Origin of the sequence: Paenibacillus harenae, from assembly GCF_030812415.1 — a bacterium.
Taxonomy (GTDB): domain Bacteria; phylum Bacillota; class Bacilli; order Paenibacillales; family Paenibacillaceae; genus Pristimantibacillus; species Pristimantibacillus harenae_A.
The window spans coordinates 212554-229935 of the sequence record NZ_JAUSST010000007.1; the positions used below are offsets into that span (position 1 = coordinate 212554).

The window sequence follows — 17382 nt, forward strand, 5'->3', positions numbered from 1 at the left end:
AATCCCTGTAAGGACCTATGACGAAATGATTACAAAGATGTGACTAAATGACGGAAACGGCATTGACCTTGGGATGAGCTTGCCGCTGGCTGAGTGAAAGACCATCCAGCAGCCAGCGGAGCTCCCTGCTTGAAATGGCCACAACTTCCTCCTTGCCTGTAGGCCATTGAAATCTGCCCCGTTCCAGGCGGCGGTAGTAAAGCCAGAATCCATTATAATCCCAGTAAAGAATTTTGAGTTTGTTGCATGCCCGGTTACAGAATACGAACAAGCCGGAAGAGAACGGATCCAAGCCGAAGCTTTCCTGGACGATGGCAGCAAGTCCGTCGATCGACTTGCGCAGATCGGTAGAACCACAGGCAAGAAACACACGCTGATTGCTTGAAAAGGTCAGCATGATGAAGTAAGCACGTAAATCACTTCGCGCAGAAGCTTCGGGTCAAAGCCGGAATGAAGCTCAACCCTGATCTCACCGATATGAAGGATTAGAAAAGGAGCAGAAAAAACGCTGCCCGGTGGATCAACAGCGGCAAGAGGTACAAACTGTACGTGAGAAGTCTTTGGGTCTGGAGTAGTCTGGGATGAACCACGTTTTATTTTGTAAAGCCAATATTTCAATTGTTCGACAGAGCACTCATTTGCGTTGCACCAAGCTTTCATTGTGAGGCCACTTGCCCGATAGGCTGCGATGCGTGCTTGCCAATCTTGTCTGCGTTGTTCATTAGCATTCATGAGATATCCTCCATACTCAGGTTAAACTCATGATCTCATAGCGAGCGTAGTAGTTGAAGGTGGGAAGAGTTTGACGCTTACGTATATATAAGGCATTATACGCCAAACATTTAAGTCATTACAATCATTTATCTTCTTTTATGCATCAAAATAAGCCAAGCTTCAACCAAGACAGAATCCTGGTTGAAGCTCGGCTTGAATGTTTATTTCTTTGAATTACAAGACGCTTCCCTCGAAATGTCTTGTTTACGGGCTTTTAAATTAGTTAGCTATTGAAATATAAAGATTATAACTATCCAAAGAGGAAATACTTCCATTTACCCATTTCAATGCAGATCTTAATGGAATGTAATAGGTGCTATCTGCGATCTCGGCAGTAACATCTGTCGCCTTGCCATTAAGAAGTACATTACTATTTGATTTAACTATTTTAATCGTCGACTTCTCCTTTTTCAGAACAATGTCCCCTGCCTTATCAATCTCAAGACTATAACCAGCAGCCTTCGAAAAATCTCTGACAGAGATATAGGTTGAGTACTTAACGCTAATTAATTGTTTATTTAAAACCTGTTGTTTCGTATCAACAAATAAGTTTAAGTCTAAATAGGTATATACTGTTCCACTATTTGTATAGTAATTACAATCCCAGATCCGTTCATAATAAATATAGTATGTATCCGTAGATACATATACATCTTTAATCTTCTTACAGTGTGAAGCTTCTGGATATTCATTGCTGATTACTTTTACTTTTGTAATTTGGGTAGTTGTATTTGAAGAACTTGATTCTGAGCTACTCGAGCCACCATTATGGTAATGATATCCGGTGCACAATCCTTTAGCCTTGGATTTATCAGAACAGTTATGTCCACCGCTACTGTCCGTACGACCTGAATGAGCTAAAGCGATGGTAGGCATTATCATAGATACAAGCATGACAGACAATAAAATGATACTTACTAATTTCTTCACAATATCCCTCCAATTATATAGACACAAAGAACTAAATGAAATCTAGTAAAATTATACTATCAATATTGAAGGAAATAAATGGTTAGATTGCAATTAATACATCTTTTTATATCAGCGCCTCCCTTCGATATGTCAGGCGAGGTCGTTCGTTCCGATCAGCAAAAAAACTTTCTCTGTCCGATTTTAACCATTTGGCATCCAACTTTTGGGCAAAGAAAGGGGGGTAATGGACATGGCTAACAACATGCATTTAAGCTATCTTCTTTTGAGATTCGCTTTCATTAGTGAGGCAATCTTCTGTTCGTCCCCACTCGAAAACCGTTCCAGTTGATTGATGACAAGTTCTTGCCGTCGTACGGAATGGTTTTGGCTTAACTTAGCCTTTCCCTCTATTTTGTTGATTCTTATTTTGAATCCTTGAATCCCTTTACTCATCCCGGCGATAAAGTCAGCGTCTACATCTTGCAAACGATATGAACTATCAGGAGCCTCATACTTCAATACCAGTTCATGCAAGTGATCCGCTGACTCATTTTCATCATCAATAAGTTCGACTCCGCCGTATACATGAACCGTCACATAATTCCATGTTGGAACTGCTTTATTTGTTTCATACCATGAAGGGGAGATATAGCAATGCGGACCATGAAAAATGGCTAAGACAATTTAATTGCTGATATCCTTCCACTGAGGGTTCGGACGTGCAAGATGCCCATATAAGTATTTGTTCTCATTATCCAAAATTAAAGGTAAATGAGTAGCAACGGGTATTCCGTTTTGTTGTGAAATTAGCGTTGCAAAGCTATGTTCCTTGATAAGGTCGTAAGCGATTTTTATTTCATCAATGTGAAAGTGCGAAGGAATATACATGGTTTTCTCCTCCTCGTTTGCTCTATATGAGTGTTTTGGTCATTATAAAATCGATTTGTTCTTCATCACCCATATAGAAAGAGTGAGCTCCTGTTTGAACAAAGTCCATTTTTTTATAAAAGGTAATTAGTCCTCGAACTGTGGTTCGGTCTTGGCACGACTTACGCGGAATACTGCGTAATGACCGGCTTATTCATAACAGCAGTAATATTAATGTTTAAGGATGCGCATGAATTTGAGCAGGATTAAATGCTGTAATATAAGCATCCGTATCCCGCTTGAACAAGCTGAAGGATCAGAGTAAAGCCACAACGAGACTTTCACCGGCTAAAAGAAAGGAGCAGCTGCCGCAAACTGCTCCTTTTGTTGTTCAACTAACGTTCTCCATTTTAAATGGATGTTTACGCTGCGTTCATTCAACTATCGTACCCCGTAATAAACGATCTCATCTACAAAGTACATCATTACGCAATAGACAGATATCTCCCACCAACGTTACCTTCTCATCGCCCCCCGGTTACGCGTATTGTTTCTCCAATCACATAGCTATTGGCTTTCGAACCAAGGTAAACAATGAGATTGGCAACATCCTCTGGTGTACCTAACCGTTTAGCAGGAATTGATTCCGCATGTTTTTTCAATAAGTCCTTTGGGAAAACCGATGCATTCGATTCTGTTAGAGTAAAACCAGGCATAACCACATTTGAGAAAATCCCCTCCGCTGCCAGCTCTAGCGATAATGATTTACTAAACCCAGATAGTGCAGATTTGCTTGCTGTGTACGATGTTCCACCCGTCATGCCATCTTCTGCAAGATTCGAAGACACATGGACAAGTCTGCCCCATTCCCTTTTTCTCATATAGGGAAGAACAGCTTTGGTAACGAGGTAAGTGCCTTTCAAGTTTTGATCGATAACAGAGAACCAACTATCTGTCGAAGTATGCTCAAATGGTTCAAATTTTGGCGCTGCTCCTCCCCAGAAAACTGCATTATTGACCAATACATCGATGCCACCAAACTCTTTGCCTACAAATTCGACTGCCTTCTGGATGCTTTCACTATTTTCCAAGTTCAAACGAACAGCTTGACAGGAAAGTCCTTGTGCCCGAATTTCTTCGGCTGTCCGTGATGCTGTCTCCTGATCGTTAGCGTAAGTAATGATAACATGAGCCTCTTCCGCTGCAAATTGTTTCGCAGTTGCTTTACCGATACCCTTAGATGCTCCTGTCACCACTACCACTTTTTCCTTTAATTCCAAATTCATCGCAGTCATCCCCTATTCGTTTTATTTTCTTTGCTCAATATATAAGTAGACCGATCTACATAATTGAAAGATAATAAATGATTCGTATATCATAATCTTCACTACTTCTCTGCTATACATTATTCCAGATCTCGAGTGTGCTCGAGAAGAATCTTTATTTCTCTTGCAATATGCATCAGCGGTTCCGAGCTTCGGTTAATACGGCACAAAATAATCGCTCCATCGATTGAGGCTGTAATAAACGTAGAGATTTGCGCTGCACGGGATGCGGAAAATCCGCTTTCTAATAGCATTTCTTCATAAGCCGACCTCCATGAATCATAAGTCCTTTTACACGTTTCCCGTAATTTTTCACTGATATGGGAGGTTTCCAACGCAACAGATGCAATAGATCCGGCTATTACACAATCGGAATCGTCAAATTTTTTTGACAGATAAAGAAATATGGAGTAAACCCCATCAGAGAGCGAATTGGCACTATCGAGAATTTTTCGTGTTTGATCGGCAACACCCTGACCCAGTTTATCAATTGCTTCGGAAACAAGTTCCTCTTTGCCATTAGGGAAATGATGATAAAGCGATCCTCTTGGGGCACCACCTTCCTTTATTATTTGATTTAGCCCTGTGCCGTGATAGCCATGCATTTCAATTAAACGTGTTGTAGCTTCAATAAAACGTTCACGTGCGGATTTATCCATTGATGTATTTCTCCTCCAATTATGAAGATCGGTCTACATCAAAAGTATATTATCGAACATGAAATGTCAATACTTACCTTTAACTCCTCCAATTCGGATATGCGGAAGTGTTTTAGTCGGATGTTAACTAAATGATTTTTCATAGCCATCATACTCTACCGTATCTGATGTGCCATGTTTTTCATTGACTGTCTACATACATTTACGATTTTTTGACGGACGCATTATTTGTTTTATAATCAATATAACGATCGATTGGTTTTTTTGAGGAGGATACGATGAGAAAAGGGGAAAAGACCAGGGATTTTATCATCCGACAAGCTGCCGTTTTATTCAATTTGGTTCCTCCATCTCGGATTTGAGCCGTGTCACCGGTATGCAAAAGGGCAGATCGAGAGCGATGACGCCCATCCGTCATTAAAGGAAAAGACGAAAATGGCAATGGCGAATTTTTTGGAGCTAATTCGTTCTCTTCTTCGGATGGGTATCGAACAAGGGAGTTTAAAGAAGAGACAGAGGTCCAAGAAATGGCCATCTATATTACCTCTGTTATTGAAGGCGGAGTTATGCTGAGTAGACTATACGAGGACAATACGTATATCCGTTCTAATATAAATCGGTTGCTTAGAGAGATTGAAACATACCGAATGGGAAATTGAATTCGCTCCACCGTTTGGTAGCTATATTATGCCTGCCTCCGTCAGTTTCTCGTCCAGTTTCGCCCTTGGAATCTCTTCAGGCCTTAACTTAGCCAGTCCAAGTTCCGAAATAGAATATAACAAGATAATAGGGGAGATAACTTTGTCACCAAATAAAAGAAAAAAACTAAACAAGTCACCCGTGCTTCTGGCGACTATGGAGCGGATCTCGTTAATTCTAAATCCGGGGAAAAAAACATTGCACAAACCAAACACTGGCCGCTACATGTTCGTAATCATCGCATTACTAATCGCGTGCATCGGCATTTTTACAGGCTCAGCGGCGGGACTCTACGCAGTCCTCGAACTGTGGTTCGGTCTTGGCATGACTTACGCGGAATGCTGCGTAATTACCGCTATCTTATTCATAACAGCGGTAATATTAATGTTTAAGGATGCGCGTGAACATGAGGCGGATTAAGTGCAAAGCAACAACGAGACTTTCACCGGCTAGAAGAAAGGAGCAGCTGTCGCAAACTGCTCCTTTTGTTGTTCAACTAACGTTCTCCATTTTAAATGGATGTTTATAAATTCTAAAAAACCAGTCCCTGAAACGGCCTGGTTTGCGCTGCGTTCATTCAACTATCGTTCCCCGTTAGCTTAATAGGTAAGTCTTACCTTTATAGTTTTTCAATTGCTGATTTGATTTGTTCATTTAGGAGCGGCTTTTCTTTTGATTTAGCCCAATAAATAGTGAGTATATTTCCTTTCTCATATAAAAAAGGATACGTTGTGAATTTGGCATTTTTCATTTCCTTATTAAATTCTTTTATACCAGATTTACGACCAGCTTCTGTATTAAAAATATAAAAATAAACCAATTCAGGGTCAGAATGATCTACAGTTGCAACGTCTTCAACCGAACTCATTTCTGGGATAACTTTATTCAATGTTGGTATTGTACCTGCCATCCCGTATGGTATAAGTTTTAAATTCTGTGATTCAAAAGCATTAATAACATCTTGAACACTATACTCATTCTCCTTGACATTTTTAACTTTAGAGCAACCAACTAATGCGATCATACATATCAGAACGATAATTCCCAACTTAGATTTCATGGTGATTTCGCCTCCTTTAGGATTACCCTCATATTACCATAATTGGAACTATCCTGCCCGTTAGCTCAACAAAGGCAACCGATCTTTCTGGCCGGCTGCCGTCGTGTCATGATTGAACTATCGTTCCCCGTTAGCTTAATGATTTACTGCAATCCTACATCTTGCAGGTGTGTCGCCCGCGAATTGAGTTATAACTTTTGCATTGCCGATTGAATTTTATCCCCGAACTTTTCAATCCTACCGCCATTGGCAAAATACACGACTAAAGCATTTTTTTGCTCATAATGTTCGATAGCCGTTAATGATGTTACCGAATACTTACCTTTTGATTTTGCATCTTTTACAGTCTTTTCCGAATCAAAAATATAAACGTAAATTGCTTCAGGTTTGGCATTTTCTTTTGAATTCGCAATACTGAACATGTATGGTTTAACATTTTCAAGAGCACCATCTTCTCTTTGCCCCTCTGAAATTAATTCAGGACCTTCAGCACCAATTGCTTGAATAACATTTTCCAGGGTAACTTTACTATCTTCTTTTTCTTCGTTAGTGCAGCCTGTCATAACAACCACAAATGCAAGGAGTAAAATAATCATTAATTTCATTTCATATTCCCCTTTTTTCTTAGATGCTTCATAGACGTTCTGTTAGTAATGAATGTTACGTTCACCTGTTTGGAAATTAGAGTGGTACTGCTGTTCTGTTAAGCTATCCTGCCCGTTAGCTTAATACTGCCTTGATATTGTTCCAAGCGTAAACAACGTCCTTGTATTGTTCACCATTCACAATGGCGAGACCTTCACGTATATTACGTCCCCCCATAGCTTCATAAAAGCGACGGGATGCGAGGTTTCTTTCGAACACCATAACTAGCATGGAAACGATATTAATACTTATCAAATCTTCAACTAAAGCTCTAACTAGCTGCCGTCCAACCCCAACACCCTGATATTCGCTTAGAATGTATATGGCATATATTTCTCCTTTGTATTTCTTATCTCCTTTCCGTTCTGGTCCACCCCAGATAAAACCGATAATTTGTCCTTGTTCATCTTCCGCAACCAATAAGCTAACGTCTTTTGGAGGCTGGCTTAAGGCTTCTGTAAATCTAGGAGTAGACCACTCATGTGTCAAATTGTTTAGAAAATCCTGAGGAAGGATGCCAACATGCGATGATTTTAAGCTTTCAACATGCACATGTACAATGCCCTTAACGTCATCCAACACAGCGCTTCTAATGTTCACTGAACCACCTCTACACAGCCATTTTACTTATATTACCACGCTAATCTGTCCATTACTTCAATAAAAAAAGAGAAGCTGCTGTATAGCAAGCTCCTCCACTATCGTCTCCCGTTAGCTTAATGAGAGAACCTTATTTTTTTTCCAAATCCTCTAGTAAGGCCCACGTAATCTCAGGTTCATCTCCTACTAGGGTTATCATTCGCTCCTCCTAGACCTTAAATGTTTTCCTTTATCCAAGAACGCAACTTATCAGCATAGAAAGAGCGTTCATCTGGATCGGACTGAGAACCCTTTGTCAGATAAAGTTGATCATTCACATATCTAGGGTAAACATGGAAATGATAATGCCACACGTCTTGATTGCCAGCAGGCTCATTATGTTGCCGCGTAGAAATCCCATCACATCCATATGTACTTTTCATTGCAAACGCTGTAAGCTGAGCCGCGCGGTGAATTTCAACAGCGTAATCCGCAGGGAGTTCAAAGATGTTCTCGAAATGTTGATTAGGGACAACAAGAACATGTCCTTTATTGTTTGGCCACCATTTGCTCGCTATAAATGCCGTTACCTTTTCATTCTGATAGATGATATCCCTTTGTTTTGTTCCCTGATTAGGTCGCTCGATACCCGAAACACGACAAAATGGACATTCGTATCCTTCGGGCTTATGTGAAAATGATGCTGTCATCTTTCTCATTCAACTCCTTTCATATTTCTCAGCTATTAGACGCAGGCAACTTCTGTTCGTTGCGTTATTCTGCCAGTTAGTTCAATGAAAAACGGCAGCCGATCATGGCCAGCTGCCGTATGTTGATGTTGAACTACCGTTTCCCGTTAGCGCAACGATAAATTATGGTACAAAAATTTGTCTCATATTCGGTGTAATGCAAAAACAATCATCAAGTTCTTCTTCGACTAATGACCAATATAATATCGTTTTTCTGTGTAAATCCATATCGCGAACTAAATGTTTCTTTATATTCTCCCAGGTACTCTCTTGGAAATTACCTTCGCTTAAATAGTTATCATAAGAAGAAATGATCAAGCTCATCAGAGCGAACTTTTCATCATGGTTCAGATCAGCAGTTTCATAAAATGAAATAAACTCAATAACTCTAGATGGAATTGGCAACTTCATGTTCCCAATCCTGTGAAAACTGATCTATTTCCGGAAGCCCTAATTTGTCGTTAAGACTATCTATAGCCCTCCTAGTAATAAAAAACTCATTAGGATTATTCAAGCCGTTTCCTCCAGTTTATCTAATACAACGAAATTAAAGGGCGCTTGAACGGTTACCCTTCGATGATTATTCTGATTATTCCCAACCTGCATCTTTATTCCTCCGTTTGGTTTCGCAGCATAAACGTGGTTGTCAGTTCCATTTCCCATTCCCCTTGCACTTCAAGACCAATAACGAGAAAAAACTCTTTAGCGGCAGAGAAATCATTTACGATTACACCCACATGATCTATCCTATGGATCTTCAAATCTCATATCTCCATGTTCCTGTTTTTTGATTAGGGGTACTACGTCATTAACGGAGTCTGCCAGTTACTTCAACGAACAAAGGCAACCGATCGTATTGTCGGCTGCCTTCAAGTCGTGTTTAAGCTATCGTACCGATAGTGCAAAGAATTTTTAAAACACGAAGCCCTCGTACAACTAAACACGCCTTTGAAGCTTGACATTACATTCTGACGTTGTCGCAGTGACGTACTCTATATAATTCACAGAGCCGTTAAAGTTCAAATAAGCTTCATAACGCATGCGGATTGCGGGTAAAGTAATCAAATCCAGCACATTTTCCTTTGGAACCCACCTGCACTCGCTCGTTTCATCGGAAGTAGCTAACTCTCCACCAACAGCTTTGCACACGAAATCAAACATGACCTTCGTAGGAACATCAGTCACACCGTCATACCACTTATGGATCGCTGTATTCGAGACAACACTAATTAAATGGCTAACAGTGGCGTCTATTCCACTTTCCTCTTTGATTTCACGAATCACGCCAGCAATCAGGTTTTCTCCAACTTCAGTTATCCCACCAGGATACACCCAACCGTCGTCATGGGCTTTTACTAATAGGATATTTCCATCGCCATCTTCTACAATTCCGCCTGCCGATACAATATGTGTCGGAAACGCCATTTCACGACCTCCTAGTACTGTAAAATTGTTTATTTATTCCACATGATTATATGTTTATTAATATTGAAAACTAATTGCCGGGCAGTTGGATGCCTCGCCAGCCTCTTACATCGCATTGGCCATATTCATTATCACCCACAGCAACCACCGTGCCGTCCGATTTAAGGCCGATAGTATGAGCGCAACCCGTCGCAACCGCCACAATATCGCGCCAGCCACTTACATTGCATTGGCCATATTCATTCCATCCCACAGCCGCCACCGTGCCGTCCGATTTAAGGCCGATGGTATGATGACTACCCGCCGCAATCGCCACAATACCGCGCCAACCGCTAACATCGCATTGGTCATGCTTATTCAAACCCACAGCCGCGACCGTGCCGTCCGATTTAAGCAAGGCGGTATGAAGGTAACCCGCCGCTACCGCCACTATGTCGCGCCAGCCGCTTACATTGCATTGGCCATACCGATTATTACCCACAGCTACCACCGTGCCGTCCGATTTAAGCCCGACGGTATGCCAGTCGCCCGCCGCGACCGCCACCATATCACGCCAGCCGCTTACATTGCATTCACCTTCATTATTTCGGCCCACCGCTACCACCGTGCCATCCGATTTAAGCCCGACGGTACGACGCCAACCCGCCGCAACCGCTACGATATCGCGCCAGTCGTTTACATCGCATTGGTCATGCTTATTCCAACCCGCAGCCGCCACAGTACTGTCCGATTTAAGACCGACTGTATGAGCATTACCCGTGTTCGTCGCCATATGAACATTACCAGCCGCGACCGCCACAATATCGCTCCAGCCTCCTACATCACATTGGCCATATTTATTATCGCCCACAGCTGTCACCGTGCCGTCCAATTTAAGCCCGACGGTATGACGACGGCCCGCCGCTATGGTTTCTTTAGGCCAGCGTTTCACCATGTCATTCCTCCTCGTATTCTTTTCTTTCCATCCGCTCATATTTGATCATACAACATTCATGCAAGATTTCGTTTCGTATTCCTTGAACCCTTGCGCAGAAACCTAATATTTCGTTTAATATTGTTGTAGAAGTTTAAGGTTTAACTTAAAGGAAAGGTGAGCAACAATGGGAATCAGTTATGCGCCAAAGCAGATTGCCAAGAAACTTAGCGTTAGCACGACCACCTTGCGACGATATGAAGAACTTGACTTGGTACCCGACGTACCGCGAACAGCAAGTAAAAGAAGATGTTACACATCGTTCCATGTTCAAGCATTCGTTGCCTTACGCGCTTTAATCAAGGGATACGATATTCCTGTCGTTTACGATGTCATGAGGTTAATAAAGAAAGGCCACAGAGAACAGGCTCTATGGTTAGTCAATCTACAGCAATACAACATTCAAACAGAAAAGCAACGAATCGAAGAGGTCATAAGCCTGATTCGAAAAACCGATTTCTCTAGTTATAGAAACATATTGATAACGGAAGACATGAGAATCGGGGAGGTTGCCGCTATAGCTGGCGTTAATCCATCCGCTATTCGACATTGGGAAAAGGAGAGGCTAATACGCTCTGAGAGGAATCCGGAAAACGGATACAGGGTCTTTACACAGCGAGAATTAAAAAAAATTATTATTATCAGCAGTTTAAGGAAGACAGTCTATTCCATTGAGAGAATGAAACCGTTACTTGAAGCCTTAGAGACACAAGATTTAACTGCTGTCGAACACTCTTTCCAGGTAACTCTGCAGAAGTTAAATGAACAATTGGCAAATCAATTGAAGGGCATATCAGAAATGATGAGATACATAGACAATTAGCAGTCGTCCCGTAATATGAAGTCATGACATGGATCTGCATGAAAACCATGTCATCGTTCATCACCGCAACCGTAGATACAATGAATAACAGATTGACCGTTACGCTCAGCATAAGTCTAATATGGAAATACCCCTACATATGCGGGACTATTGTTTGTTAAAGTACAAACGGTAAAAAAGACGGATCACGATGTAGACCGAGATCCGTCTTTTGCTTAGTGTCCGATAACCGGGTGCGGTAAATAAGGCTCTTCAAGGTACGCGGTTTCGTCTTCATCCAGTTTCATCGGCCATGCGGCGCGGCGTCCTCCAAGTGATGCGGCTAGGTCGCGCCTAAGATCGGCGCGGTAATGAATTCTTTCTGAAGTACCCACGCAAGCGCCACTTGCACATGCGGAACGTCCGCTTCGCGGCGACTTCGGCAACTCTCTCTATAACCTACTGTCTTACTGCGGGCCGACTACTCGGTGGGGCACATAGAGTTCTTCTAGCGACGCCATTTCATCCTGCGTTAACGTAATCGCAAGAGCACCTACCGCCTCTTCGAGTTGGGCTATTTTTGTAGCACCAATTATTGGAGCTGTCACCGGCTCTTTCTGCAACAACCAGGCAAGTGCGATTTGAACACGGGGAACACCGCGTTTTTCTGCGATTTCAGCTACCCGATCTGCAATGACTCGGTCAACATTTGCAGTTGCATCGTATTTCCATTTCTGAGCTTGGTCGGTTTCGGAACGATGGGTTGTTTCGGACCAATCACGCGCCAATCTACCTGAAGCGAGAGGACTATATGGGATAACGCCGATTTTTTCTTCCTTGCAAAGCGGCATCATCTCCCGCTCTTCTTCACGGTATATAAGGTTTAGATGATTTTGCATGGATACAAACCGGGTCCATCCATGTTGTTCGGCTACATGTAACGCCTTTAGAAACTGCCAGGCATACATGGCAGATGCTCCGATGTATCTTGCTTTACCTGCCTTCACCACGTCATGCAAGGCTTCCATCGTCTCTTCAATCGGCGTATTGTAATCCCAGCGGTGAATCTGGTACAGATCCACATAATCTGTTCCTAGTCTCTTAAGGCTCTTATCCATCTCGCTCATGATTGCTTTTCGGGAAAGGCCAGCACCATTTGGCCCTTCATGCATTCTGAAATGAACTTTCGTCGCGATAACGATTTCATCTCGATTGGCATAATCCTTCAAAGCCCGCCCTACAATTTCTTCGCTTGATCCGATTGAATAAATATTCGCCGTATCGAAAAAATTGATGCCTAGATCCAAAGCCCTTTTAATAATCGGTCGACTCTTCTCTTCATCAAGCACCCAAGGGTGTGTCCACCGCTCGGCTTCACCAAAGCTCATACAACCAAGACAGATCCGAGATACATCCAAGCCTGTATTTCCTAGTTTCGCATATTCCATCCGATTCCCCTGCTTTCCAAGTCGTATTATTCTTTCAAATGATGTTCTCCCCGATGACTGTTTTCCTCTTGACCGTCTATATTATCCCACTTGGAGTTAACTCAAAGTCAAGACAAGATTATTTCTCAAGATTGTTTAGTAATTTTTCTTTTTCCCCTACGGTCTGTTCGTACCTTTCGATTTTGGAATCGAGACGTTCCAACGTTTTCTTCATGTCTCCCATTTTTGCGAATAGCAAATCGCGCTGCTCCTTTAAGAGCTCTTTTCTAGCCTCAAGGGTTTCATCGCCTAGTTGAAACAATCCTACATACTCGATTAACGCTTCGATTGGAAGGCCCGCGGTTCGCATGCATTTAATGAATTCGACCCATTTTAGGTTATCTTCCGTGTAATTCCTTACTCCGCTATTATTTCGGTTTACAGGAGGAATCAGTCCGATTCGTTCATAATAGCGGAGTGTGTCTTGCGACAGCTCATATTTGGCGCTTACTTCTGCCATTCTCATGGGGCTTGCCCTCCTTCTATTCTATAGAAACACCAAATAGGCTGATTTCTAAGCGTATTACTCCCACCCGTTAAGTTTACAGTCTGGAGTCCACTCCATGTCAATACGCAGCCAGAGGTTAACTGCATATGCACAAAGGGGATGGTGGTTAAGAATGAAATGCCTGATCCACCTCGTCTCAGGGCAGAACAAGTGGGGATCTTGACTGAGCGGATAGTATAAGGCTCCTAATTAGTCGCCATGCGTGGCACACAAAAAGAAGCTGAACCGATATGTAATCGATCCAGCTTCCGACTCGTCTCTTTAAAGTTTTATTCGAGCGTAGGTCTCTGCTATATAACCGCTTCCGCATGTTCGAACTGGCTGTTGTACAAATCGGCATAGAAGCCGTTCGCCGCAAGCAGCTCTAAGTGATTGCCGCTCTCTATAATATCGCCGTCCTTCATCACGAGGATGATGTCGGCGTTCTTGATCGTGGACAGCCTGTGCGCGATAACGAACGAAGTGCGTCCCGCCATCAGCCGGTCCATCGCTTCCTGAATGAGAAGCTCCGTTCTCGTATCGACGGAGCTCGTCGCCTCGTCGAGGATGAGCAGCGGGGCGTTCGCAATGAGCGCTCTCGCAATCGTGATGAGCTGCTTCTGCCCGGCGGAAAGGTTCACTTGCTCGTTCAATACGGTGTCGTAGCCATGCGTCAAGGTTCGGATAAAATGGTCAATGCCGACCGCCTTGCAGACGTTCTTCACATCGGCATCGGTAACGCCTTGCTTGTTGAAGACGATATTTTCTTTGATCGTTCCCTCGAACAGCCAAGTATCCTGCAGCACCATGCAGAATTGCTCATGCACGTTTTCCCGAGGGATCTCATGGATCGGAACGCCGTCGATAGCAATTTCCCCGCCGTTCAACTCGTAGAATCGCATCAACAGATTAACGATAGTCGACTTGCCGGCACCTGTCGGGCCAACGATGGCGATCTTCTGGCCGGGCAAAGCACGGGCCGAGAAGTCATGAATGATCAGCTTATCGGGATTATACCCAAACGTAACGTTCCTGAACTCGACTTGGCCCTTAACGTCCTTAAGTACCTTCGGTTTACCGCTCTCGTCCTCCAGCTCGTTCTCTTCAATGAATTCGAATACCCGCGCGGAAGCGGCTGCCGTCGATTGCAACGTTGTTGCTGCCTGCGCGATCTGCCCAAGGGGCTGCGAGAACAACCGGACATAAAGCATAAAGGCTACGATGACACCGAACGAAATGTGGTCGTTCATCGCTAATGCGCCCCCGACAATACAAACCGCCACATAGCTGAAGTTGCCTACGAACATCATAAGCGGCATCGTTAAGCCGGATAGAAATTGCGACTTCCAAGAGCTTTCATATAATTTATCGTTAATTTCATTAAAGGTTTCCTTCGCCTTCCGCTCCCCATTATAAACCTTAACGACATCGTAGCCCGAGAAGATTTCCTCGACGTGGCCGTTCATCGCTCCCAAGTTCGCTTGTTGGTGTACGAAATGCGTTTGCGATTTTTTGATCATCGCGGTCATGAAGGCAAATCCCAAGAAGGTCGACAAGATCGCCGTGAGTGCCATCCAAACATTCGTGTAGAACATCATAACCAAGGAGCCGACCAGCATCGTAACGGATGTTACAAGCATCCCGACGCTCTGATTCATCGTTTGCCCAATCGTATCGATATCGTTCGTCACGCGGCTTAGCACGTCGCCGTTGCTGTTGGAGTCGAAATACTTGAGCGGAAGCTTATTGATCTTCTGAGAGATGCGCGTACGCAACCCCCTCGATACCTTCTGCGTGACCGTAGCCATGATATAGCCTTGGAAGTACGAGAAGACGACGCTTAATCCATACAGGACGGAGAGCAGAATACCGATACGGGCAATCGCGTCCATATCGAGCCCGCCCATTAAGCCCGCGGTGATATGATCGGTCATCGCTTCCAGCTGACTTGGTCCGATAATCGTAAATATCGTGCCCACAACGGACAGCAGTAAAGCTATGACAATAAGAGGAAGGTACGGCCTGCAATACGCGACCAGCTTGCCCATTGTGCCTTTGAAATCGATATTTGGTTTTGTTGCGGTCTGCTGTTTAGCCAATTTCGAGCTCCTCCTTCGACAACTGAGAGTTAGCGATCTGACGATAGACCTCGCAGGTCTGCAGCAGCTCTTGATGCGTGCCTCTTCCTACGATTCTGCCTTCGTCGAGAACGAGGATGAGATCGGCATCCTTGATCGTTCCGATGCGCTGTCCCACAATCAGGTTGGTAGCGTCCGCTGTTTCTTGCATCAGCATGGAGCGCAGCTGACGGTCTGTCTTGTAATCAAGCGCAGAGAAGGAATCGTCGAAAATGTAAATGTCAGGCCTGCGGTACACTGCCCTAGCGATAGATAGCCGCTGCTTCTGGCCGCCTGACAAGTTCGTTCCGCCTTGCGACACGCTGCCCTCGTATCCGCCTTCGAGCTTCTCGACGAACTCTGTGCCCTTAGCGATCGCTACCGCTTTCTTCACATCATCCGCCGAGCCTGCCGCTTTCCCGTTATCGCCATAAGCGACGTTGGACGTCACGGTTCCGGTGAACAATACTGCTTTCTGAGGGACATAACCCAGCTTGTTGTGCAGATCCCGAAGCGAGTAATCCTTGACGTTCACGCCCCCTACGAGCACCTCTCCGTCCGTCACGTCATAAAATCTCGGAATTAAATTCATGAGCGTACTCTTGCCGCTGCCAGTCGAGCCGATGAACGCAACCGTCTCGCCTTTGCGCGCAACGAAGCTGATGTCTTGAAGCACATATTCATCCGAATCGGCATACTTGAAGCTGACATTTCGGAATTCAATCTCTCCAGTTTTAGCTTGGTTTGATGATTTCGAGCTGCCGTCCTTGATGCTTGGTTCCGTATTCAACACTTCCATAACGCGCTTGGCAGATACCGACGCCCGCGGCAGCATGAAGAATACCATCGACAGCATCATGAACGCCATAACGATTTGCATCGCATAGGAAGAGAAGATGACCATGTCACTGAACAAGCCGAGCCTTGCAGCCGTATCCGCCCCGTTGATCAGATAAGCGCCGATCCAATAGATCGCAAGGCTTAATCCGCTCATGATCAGACTCATGACCGGCATCATTAACGCCATTAATCGGCTCGTGTACAGATTCGCGTCGGTCAATTCCTTGTTCGCGTGTTCGAACTTCGCTTCCTGGCTCGGAGCCGCATTATAGGCGCGGATCACCCGCAGACCGGTCAAGCTTTCTCTCGTTACACGGTTCAATTGATCCGTTAATCCTTGAATCGCTCTGAACTTCGGCATGGCGAACAAGATGACGATTGCAATCATGAGCAGAAGCAGCGCAACCGAAATGCCGGAAGAGAGCGTCCATTGCCAGCTCTTGCTGGAGATCTTCACAACGGCCCAGACTGCCAGAATAGGCGCTTTGATCATAACCTGCAGCCCCATCGCCACGATCGTCTGCACTTGCGTAATATCGTTCGTGGAGCGAGTGATGAGGCTCGCTGTCGAAAATTTGTTCATCTCGGCCATCGAGAACGATTCGACCTTGTCGAAGAGCAAGCCTCTTAGTCGCTTAGCGAGCGATGCGGCGCTCTGCGCGACGAGATAGACGACGATGAAGGAAGCGATCAAGCTTCCGATCGCGCACATCAGCATATAAGCGCCCGGCTCCCACACCTCGCTCAAGGAGTTGCCTTCGGTCTGCACCAGCTTCGTAATTTCCGCCAAATAATCGGGAAGCTTGAGGTCGAGCCATACCTGGAACACGATAAACGCGGTACTAACGATAATAAACCAAACATTTTTCGGATTGAAATATTTCAAAATCTTAAGCATCTACCGAACGCTCCTTTTCCCTGTAGTTAGCAATAGAACTGTAAGCCTACTAACAATATTACTTTAATGAAAGCCGTCCCGACA

At 44.2% G+C, this 17382-nt stretch carries 21 protein-coding genes and 2 pseudogenes; 2 read left to right on the top strand and 21 right to left on the bottom strand.

Features of this window, described 5'->3' with window-relative positions:
- Positions 1-43 precede the first annotated feature (43 nt).
- The 8 genes and pseudogenes from tnpB to J2T14_RS24880 form a co-directional block, all read right to left on the bottom strand.
- A complete protein-coding gene (tnpB, locus tag J2T14_RS24845) occupies positions 44-397 on the bottom strand; it encodes an IS66 family insertion sequence element accessory protein TnpB (protein ID WP_204822099.1) in 354 nt (117 codons plus the stop codon).
- Positions 391-732, bottom strand: a complete 342-nt coding sequence (gene tnpA, locus J2T14_RS24850; protein ID WP_307203392.1) for an IS66 family insertion sequence element accessory protein TnpA — start codon at positions 730-732, stop codon at positions 391-393. The genes tnpB and tnpA overlap by 7 nt, the downstream gene beginning before the upstream one ends.
- Positions 733-993: 261 nt before the next feature.
- Positions 994-1704, bottom strand: a complete 711-nt coding sequence (locus tag J2T14_RS24855; protein WP_307475196.1) for a YHYH domain-containing protein — start codon at positions 1702-1704, stop codon at positions 994-996.
- A 255-nt stretch (positions 1705-1959) separates the two neighbouring features.
- Positions 1960-2574 (bottom strand): annotated as a pseudogene (locus J2T14_RS24860) (FMN-binding negative transcriptional regulator).
- 22 nt (positions 2575-2596) lie between these two features.
- Positions 2597-2701, bottom strand: a pseudogene (locus J2T14_RS24865) (GNAT family N-acetyltransferase); the annotation flags it as partial.
- A 376-nt stretch (positions 2702-3077) separates the two neighbouring features.
- The gene (locus J2T14_RS24870; protein WP_307205099.1) at positions 3078-3839 is read right to left on the bottom strand and encodes an SDR family NAD(P)-dependent oxidoreductase; all 762 of its coding nucleotides are present in this window, start codon (positions 3837-3839) and stop codon (positions 3078-3080) included.
- Between the two features lie 119 nt (positions 3840-3958).
- Positions 3959-4537 carry a TetR/AcrR family transcriptional regulator gene (locus J2T14_RS24875; protein WP_307475198.1) on the bottom strand — a complete coding sequence of 193 codons (579 nt, stop codon included), beginning with the start codon at positions 4535-4537 and terminating at the stop codon, positions 3959-3961.
- Between the two features lie 202 nt (positions 4538-4739).
- Positions 4740-5072 carry a hypothetical protein gene (locus J2T14_RS24880; RefSeq protein ID WP_307475201.1) on the bottom strand — a complete coding sequence of 111 codons (333 nt, stop codon included), beginning with the start codon at positions 5070-5072 and terminating at the stop codon, positions 4740-4742.
- A 98-nt stretch (positions 5073-5170) separates the two neighbouring features.
- On the opposite strand from J2T14_RS24880, the gene J2T14_RS24885 reads away from it, so the two are divergent.
- On the top strand, positions 5171-5656 hold the full coding sequence (locus J2T14_RS24885; RefSeq protein ID WP_307475203.1) for a hypothetical protein: 486 nt from the start codon (positions 5171-5173) through the stop codon (positions 5654-5656).
- A 199-nt stretch (positions 5657-5855) separates the two neighbouring features.
- On the opposite strand, the gene J2T14_RS24890 is transcribed toward J2T14_RS24885, so the two are convergent.
- The 8 genes from J2T14_RS24890 to J2T14_RS24925 all read right to left on the bottom strand — a co-directional run bounded on the left by J2T14_RS24890 (position 5856) and on the right by J2T14_RS24925 (position 10628).
- Positions 5856-6296: a hypothetical protein gene (locus J2T14_RS24890; protein WP_307475205.1), complete on the bottom strand. Its 441-nt coding sequence runs from the start codon at positions 6294-6296 to the stop codon at positions 5856-5858.
- A 188-nt stretch (positions 6297-6484) separates the two neighbouring features.
- Positions 6485-6901: a hypothetical protein gene (locus J2T14_RS24895; RefSeq protein ID WP_307475207.1), complete on the bottom strand. Its 417-nt coding sequence runs from the start codon at positions 6899-6901 to the stop codon at positions 6485-6487.
- Between the two features lie 115 nt (positions 6902-7016).
- Positions 7017-7541, bottom strand: coding sequence for a GNAT family N-acetyltransferase (locus tag J2T14_RS24900; protein ID WP_307475210.1), 525 nt, complete (start codon positions 7539-7541; stop codon positions 7017-7019).
- Between the two features lie 215 nt (positions 7542-7756).
- Positions 7757-8230 (bottom strand): HIT family protein, encoded by a 474-nt coding sequence (locus J2T14_RS24905; protein ID WP_307475212.1) that lies wholly within the window; start codon positions 8228-8230, stop codon positions 7757-7759.
- Between the two features lie 162 nt (positions 8231-8392).
- Complete coding sequence (locus J2T14_RS24910; protein WP_307475214.1) at positions 8393-8680, bottom strand: hypothetical protein; 288 nt, start codon at positions 8678-8680, stop codon at positions 8393-8395.
- Positions 8681-8877: 197 nt separating this feature from the next.
- Complete coding sequence (locus J2T14_RS24915; protein WP_373458198.1) at positions 8878-9030, bottom strand: hypothetical protein; 153 nt, start codon at positions 9028-9030, stop codon at positions 8878-8880.
- Positions 9031-9205: 175 nt separating this feature from the next.
- Complete coding sequence (locus J2T14_RS24920) at positions 9206-9694, bottom strand: NUDIX hydrolase (RefSeq protein WP_307475216.1); 489 nt, start codon at positions 9692-9694, stop codon at positions 9206-9208.
- Between the two features lie 70 nt (positions 9695-9764).
- A complete protein-coding gene (locus J2T14_RS24925) occupies positions 9765-10628 on the bottom strand; it encodes an RCC1 domain-containing protein (protein ID WP_307475218.1) in 864 nt (287 codons plus the stop codon).
- 166 nt (positions 10629-10794) lie between these two features.
- Here J2T14_RS24925 and J2T14_RS24930 point away from each other — a divergent pair, with 166 nt between their 5' ends.
- Positions 10795-11490, top strand: coding sequence for a MerR family DNA-binding transcriptional regulator (locus tag J2T14_RS24930; protein WP_307475220.1), 696 nt, complete (start codon positions 10795-10797; stop codon positions 11488-11490).
- 215 nt (positions 11491-11705) lie between these two features.
- On the opposite strand, the gene J2T14_RS24935 is transcribed toward J2T14_RS24930, so the two are convergent.
- The 5 genes from J2T14_RS24935 to J2T14_RS24955 form a co-directional block, all read right to left on the bottom strand.
- Positions 11706-11864, bottom strand: a complete 159-nt coding sequence (locus tag J2T14_RS24935; protein ID WP_373458199.1) for a hypothetical protein — start codon at positions 11862-11864, stop codon at positions 11706-11708.
- A 72-nt stretch (positions 11865-11936) separates the two neighbouring features.
- Positions 11937-12917: an aldo/keto reductase gene (locus J2T14_RS24940; protein ID WP_307475223.1), complete on the bottom strand. Its 981-nt coding sequence runs from the start codon at positions 12915-12917 to the stop codon at positions 11937-11939.
- A 118-nt stretch (positions 12918-13035) separates the two neighbouring features.
- Positions 13036-13422, bottom strand: coding sequence for a MerR family transcriptional regulator (locus J2T14_RS24945; protein ID WP_307205085.1), 387 nt, complete (start codon positions 13420-13422; stop codon positions 13036-13038).
- 332 nt (positions 13423-13754) lie between these two features.
- Entirely contained in the window at positions 13755-15491 is a 1737-nt protein-coding gene (locus J2T14_RS24950) for an ABC transporter ATP-binding protein (protein ID WP_307475503.1), read from the bottom strand.
- A 43-nt stretch (positions 15492-15534) separates the two neighbouring features.
- Positions 15535-17298, bottom strand: coding sequence for an ABC transporter ATP-binding protein (locus J2T14_RS24955; protein WP_307205084.1), 1764 nt, complete (start codon positions 17296-17298; stop codon positions 15535-15537).
- Positions 17299-17382 lie beyond the last annotated feature (84 nt).

Excerpts from the sequence above, each read along its gene's own strand:
- J2T14_RS24880 (WP_307475201.1), bottom strand. The coding sequence starts at position 5,072 with ATGGCCATTTCTTGGACCTCTGTCTCTTCTTTAAACTCCCTTGTTCGA.
- J2T14_RS24930 (WP_307475220.1), top strand. The coding sequence starts at position 10,795 with ATGGGAATCAGTTATGCGCCAAAGCAGATTGCCAAGAAACTTAGCGTT.
- J2T14_RS24950 (WP_307475503.1), bottom strand. The coding sequence starts at position 15,491 with ATGGGCAAGCTGGTCGCGTATTGCAGGCCGTACCTTCCTCTTATTGTC.
- J2T14_RS24895 (WP_307475207.1), bottom strand. The coding sequence starts at position 6,901 with ATGAAATTAATGATTATTTTACTCCTTGCATTTGTGGTTGTTATGACA.
- J2T14_RS24890 (WP_307475205.1), bottom strand. The coding sequence starts at position 6,296 with ATGAAATCTAAGTTGGGAATTATCGTTCTGATATGTATGATCGCATTA.
- tnpA (WP_307203392.1), bottom strand. The coding sequence starts at position 732 with ATGAATGCTAATGAACAACGCAGACAAGATTGGCAAGCACGCATCGCA.
- J2T14_RS24955 (WP_307205084.1), bottom strand. The coding sequence starts at position 17,298 with ATGCTTAAGATTTTGAAATATTTCAATCCGAAAAATGTTTGGTTTATT.
- J2T14_RS24925 (WP_307475218.1), bottom strand. The coding sequence starts at position 10,628 with ATGGTGAAACGCTGGCCTAAAGAAACCATAGCGGCGGGCCGTCGTCAT.
- J2T14_RS24905 (WP_307475212.1), bottom strand. The coding sequence starts at position 8,230 with ATGACAGCATCATTTTCACATAAGCCCGAAGGATACGAATGTCCATTT.
- J2T14_RS24945 (WP_307205085.1), bottom strand. The coding sequence starts at position 13,422 with ATGAGAATGGCAGAAGTAAGCGCCAAATATGAGCTGTCGCAAGACACA.
- J2T14_RS24870 (WP_307205099.1), bottom strand. The coding sequence starts at position 3,839 with ATGAATTTGGAATTAAAGGAAAAAGTGGTAGTGGTGACAGGAGCATCT.
- tnpB (WP_204822099.1), bottom strand. The coding sequence starts at position 397 with ATGCTGACCTTTTCAAGCAATCAGCGTGTGTTTCTTGCCTGTGGTTCT.
- J2T14_RS24875 (WP_307475198.1), bottom strand. The coding sequence starts at position 4,537 with ATGGATAAATCCGCACGTGAACGTTTTATTGAAGCTACAACACGTTTA.
- J2T14_RS24910 (WP_307475214.1), bottom strand. The coding sequence starts at position 8,680 with ATGAAGTTGCCAATTCCATCTAGAGTTATTGAGTTTATTTCATTTTAT.
- J2T14_RS24940 (WP_307475223.1), bottom strand. The coding sequence starts at position 12,917 with ATGGAATATGCGAAACTAGGAAATACAGGCTTGGATGTATCTCGGATC.
- J2T14_RS24920 (WP_307475216.1), bottom strand. The coding sequence starts at position 9,694 with ATGGCGTTTCCGACACATATTGTATCGGCAGGCGGAATTGTAGAAGAT.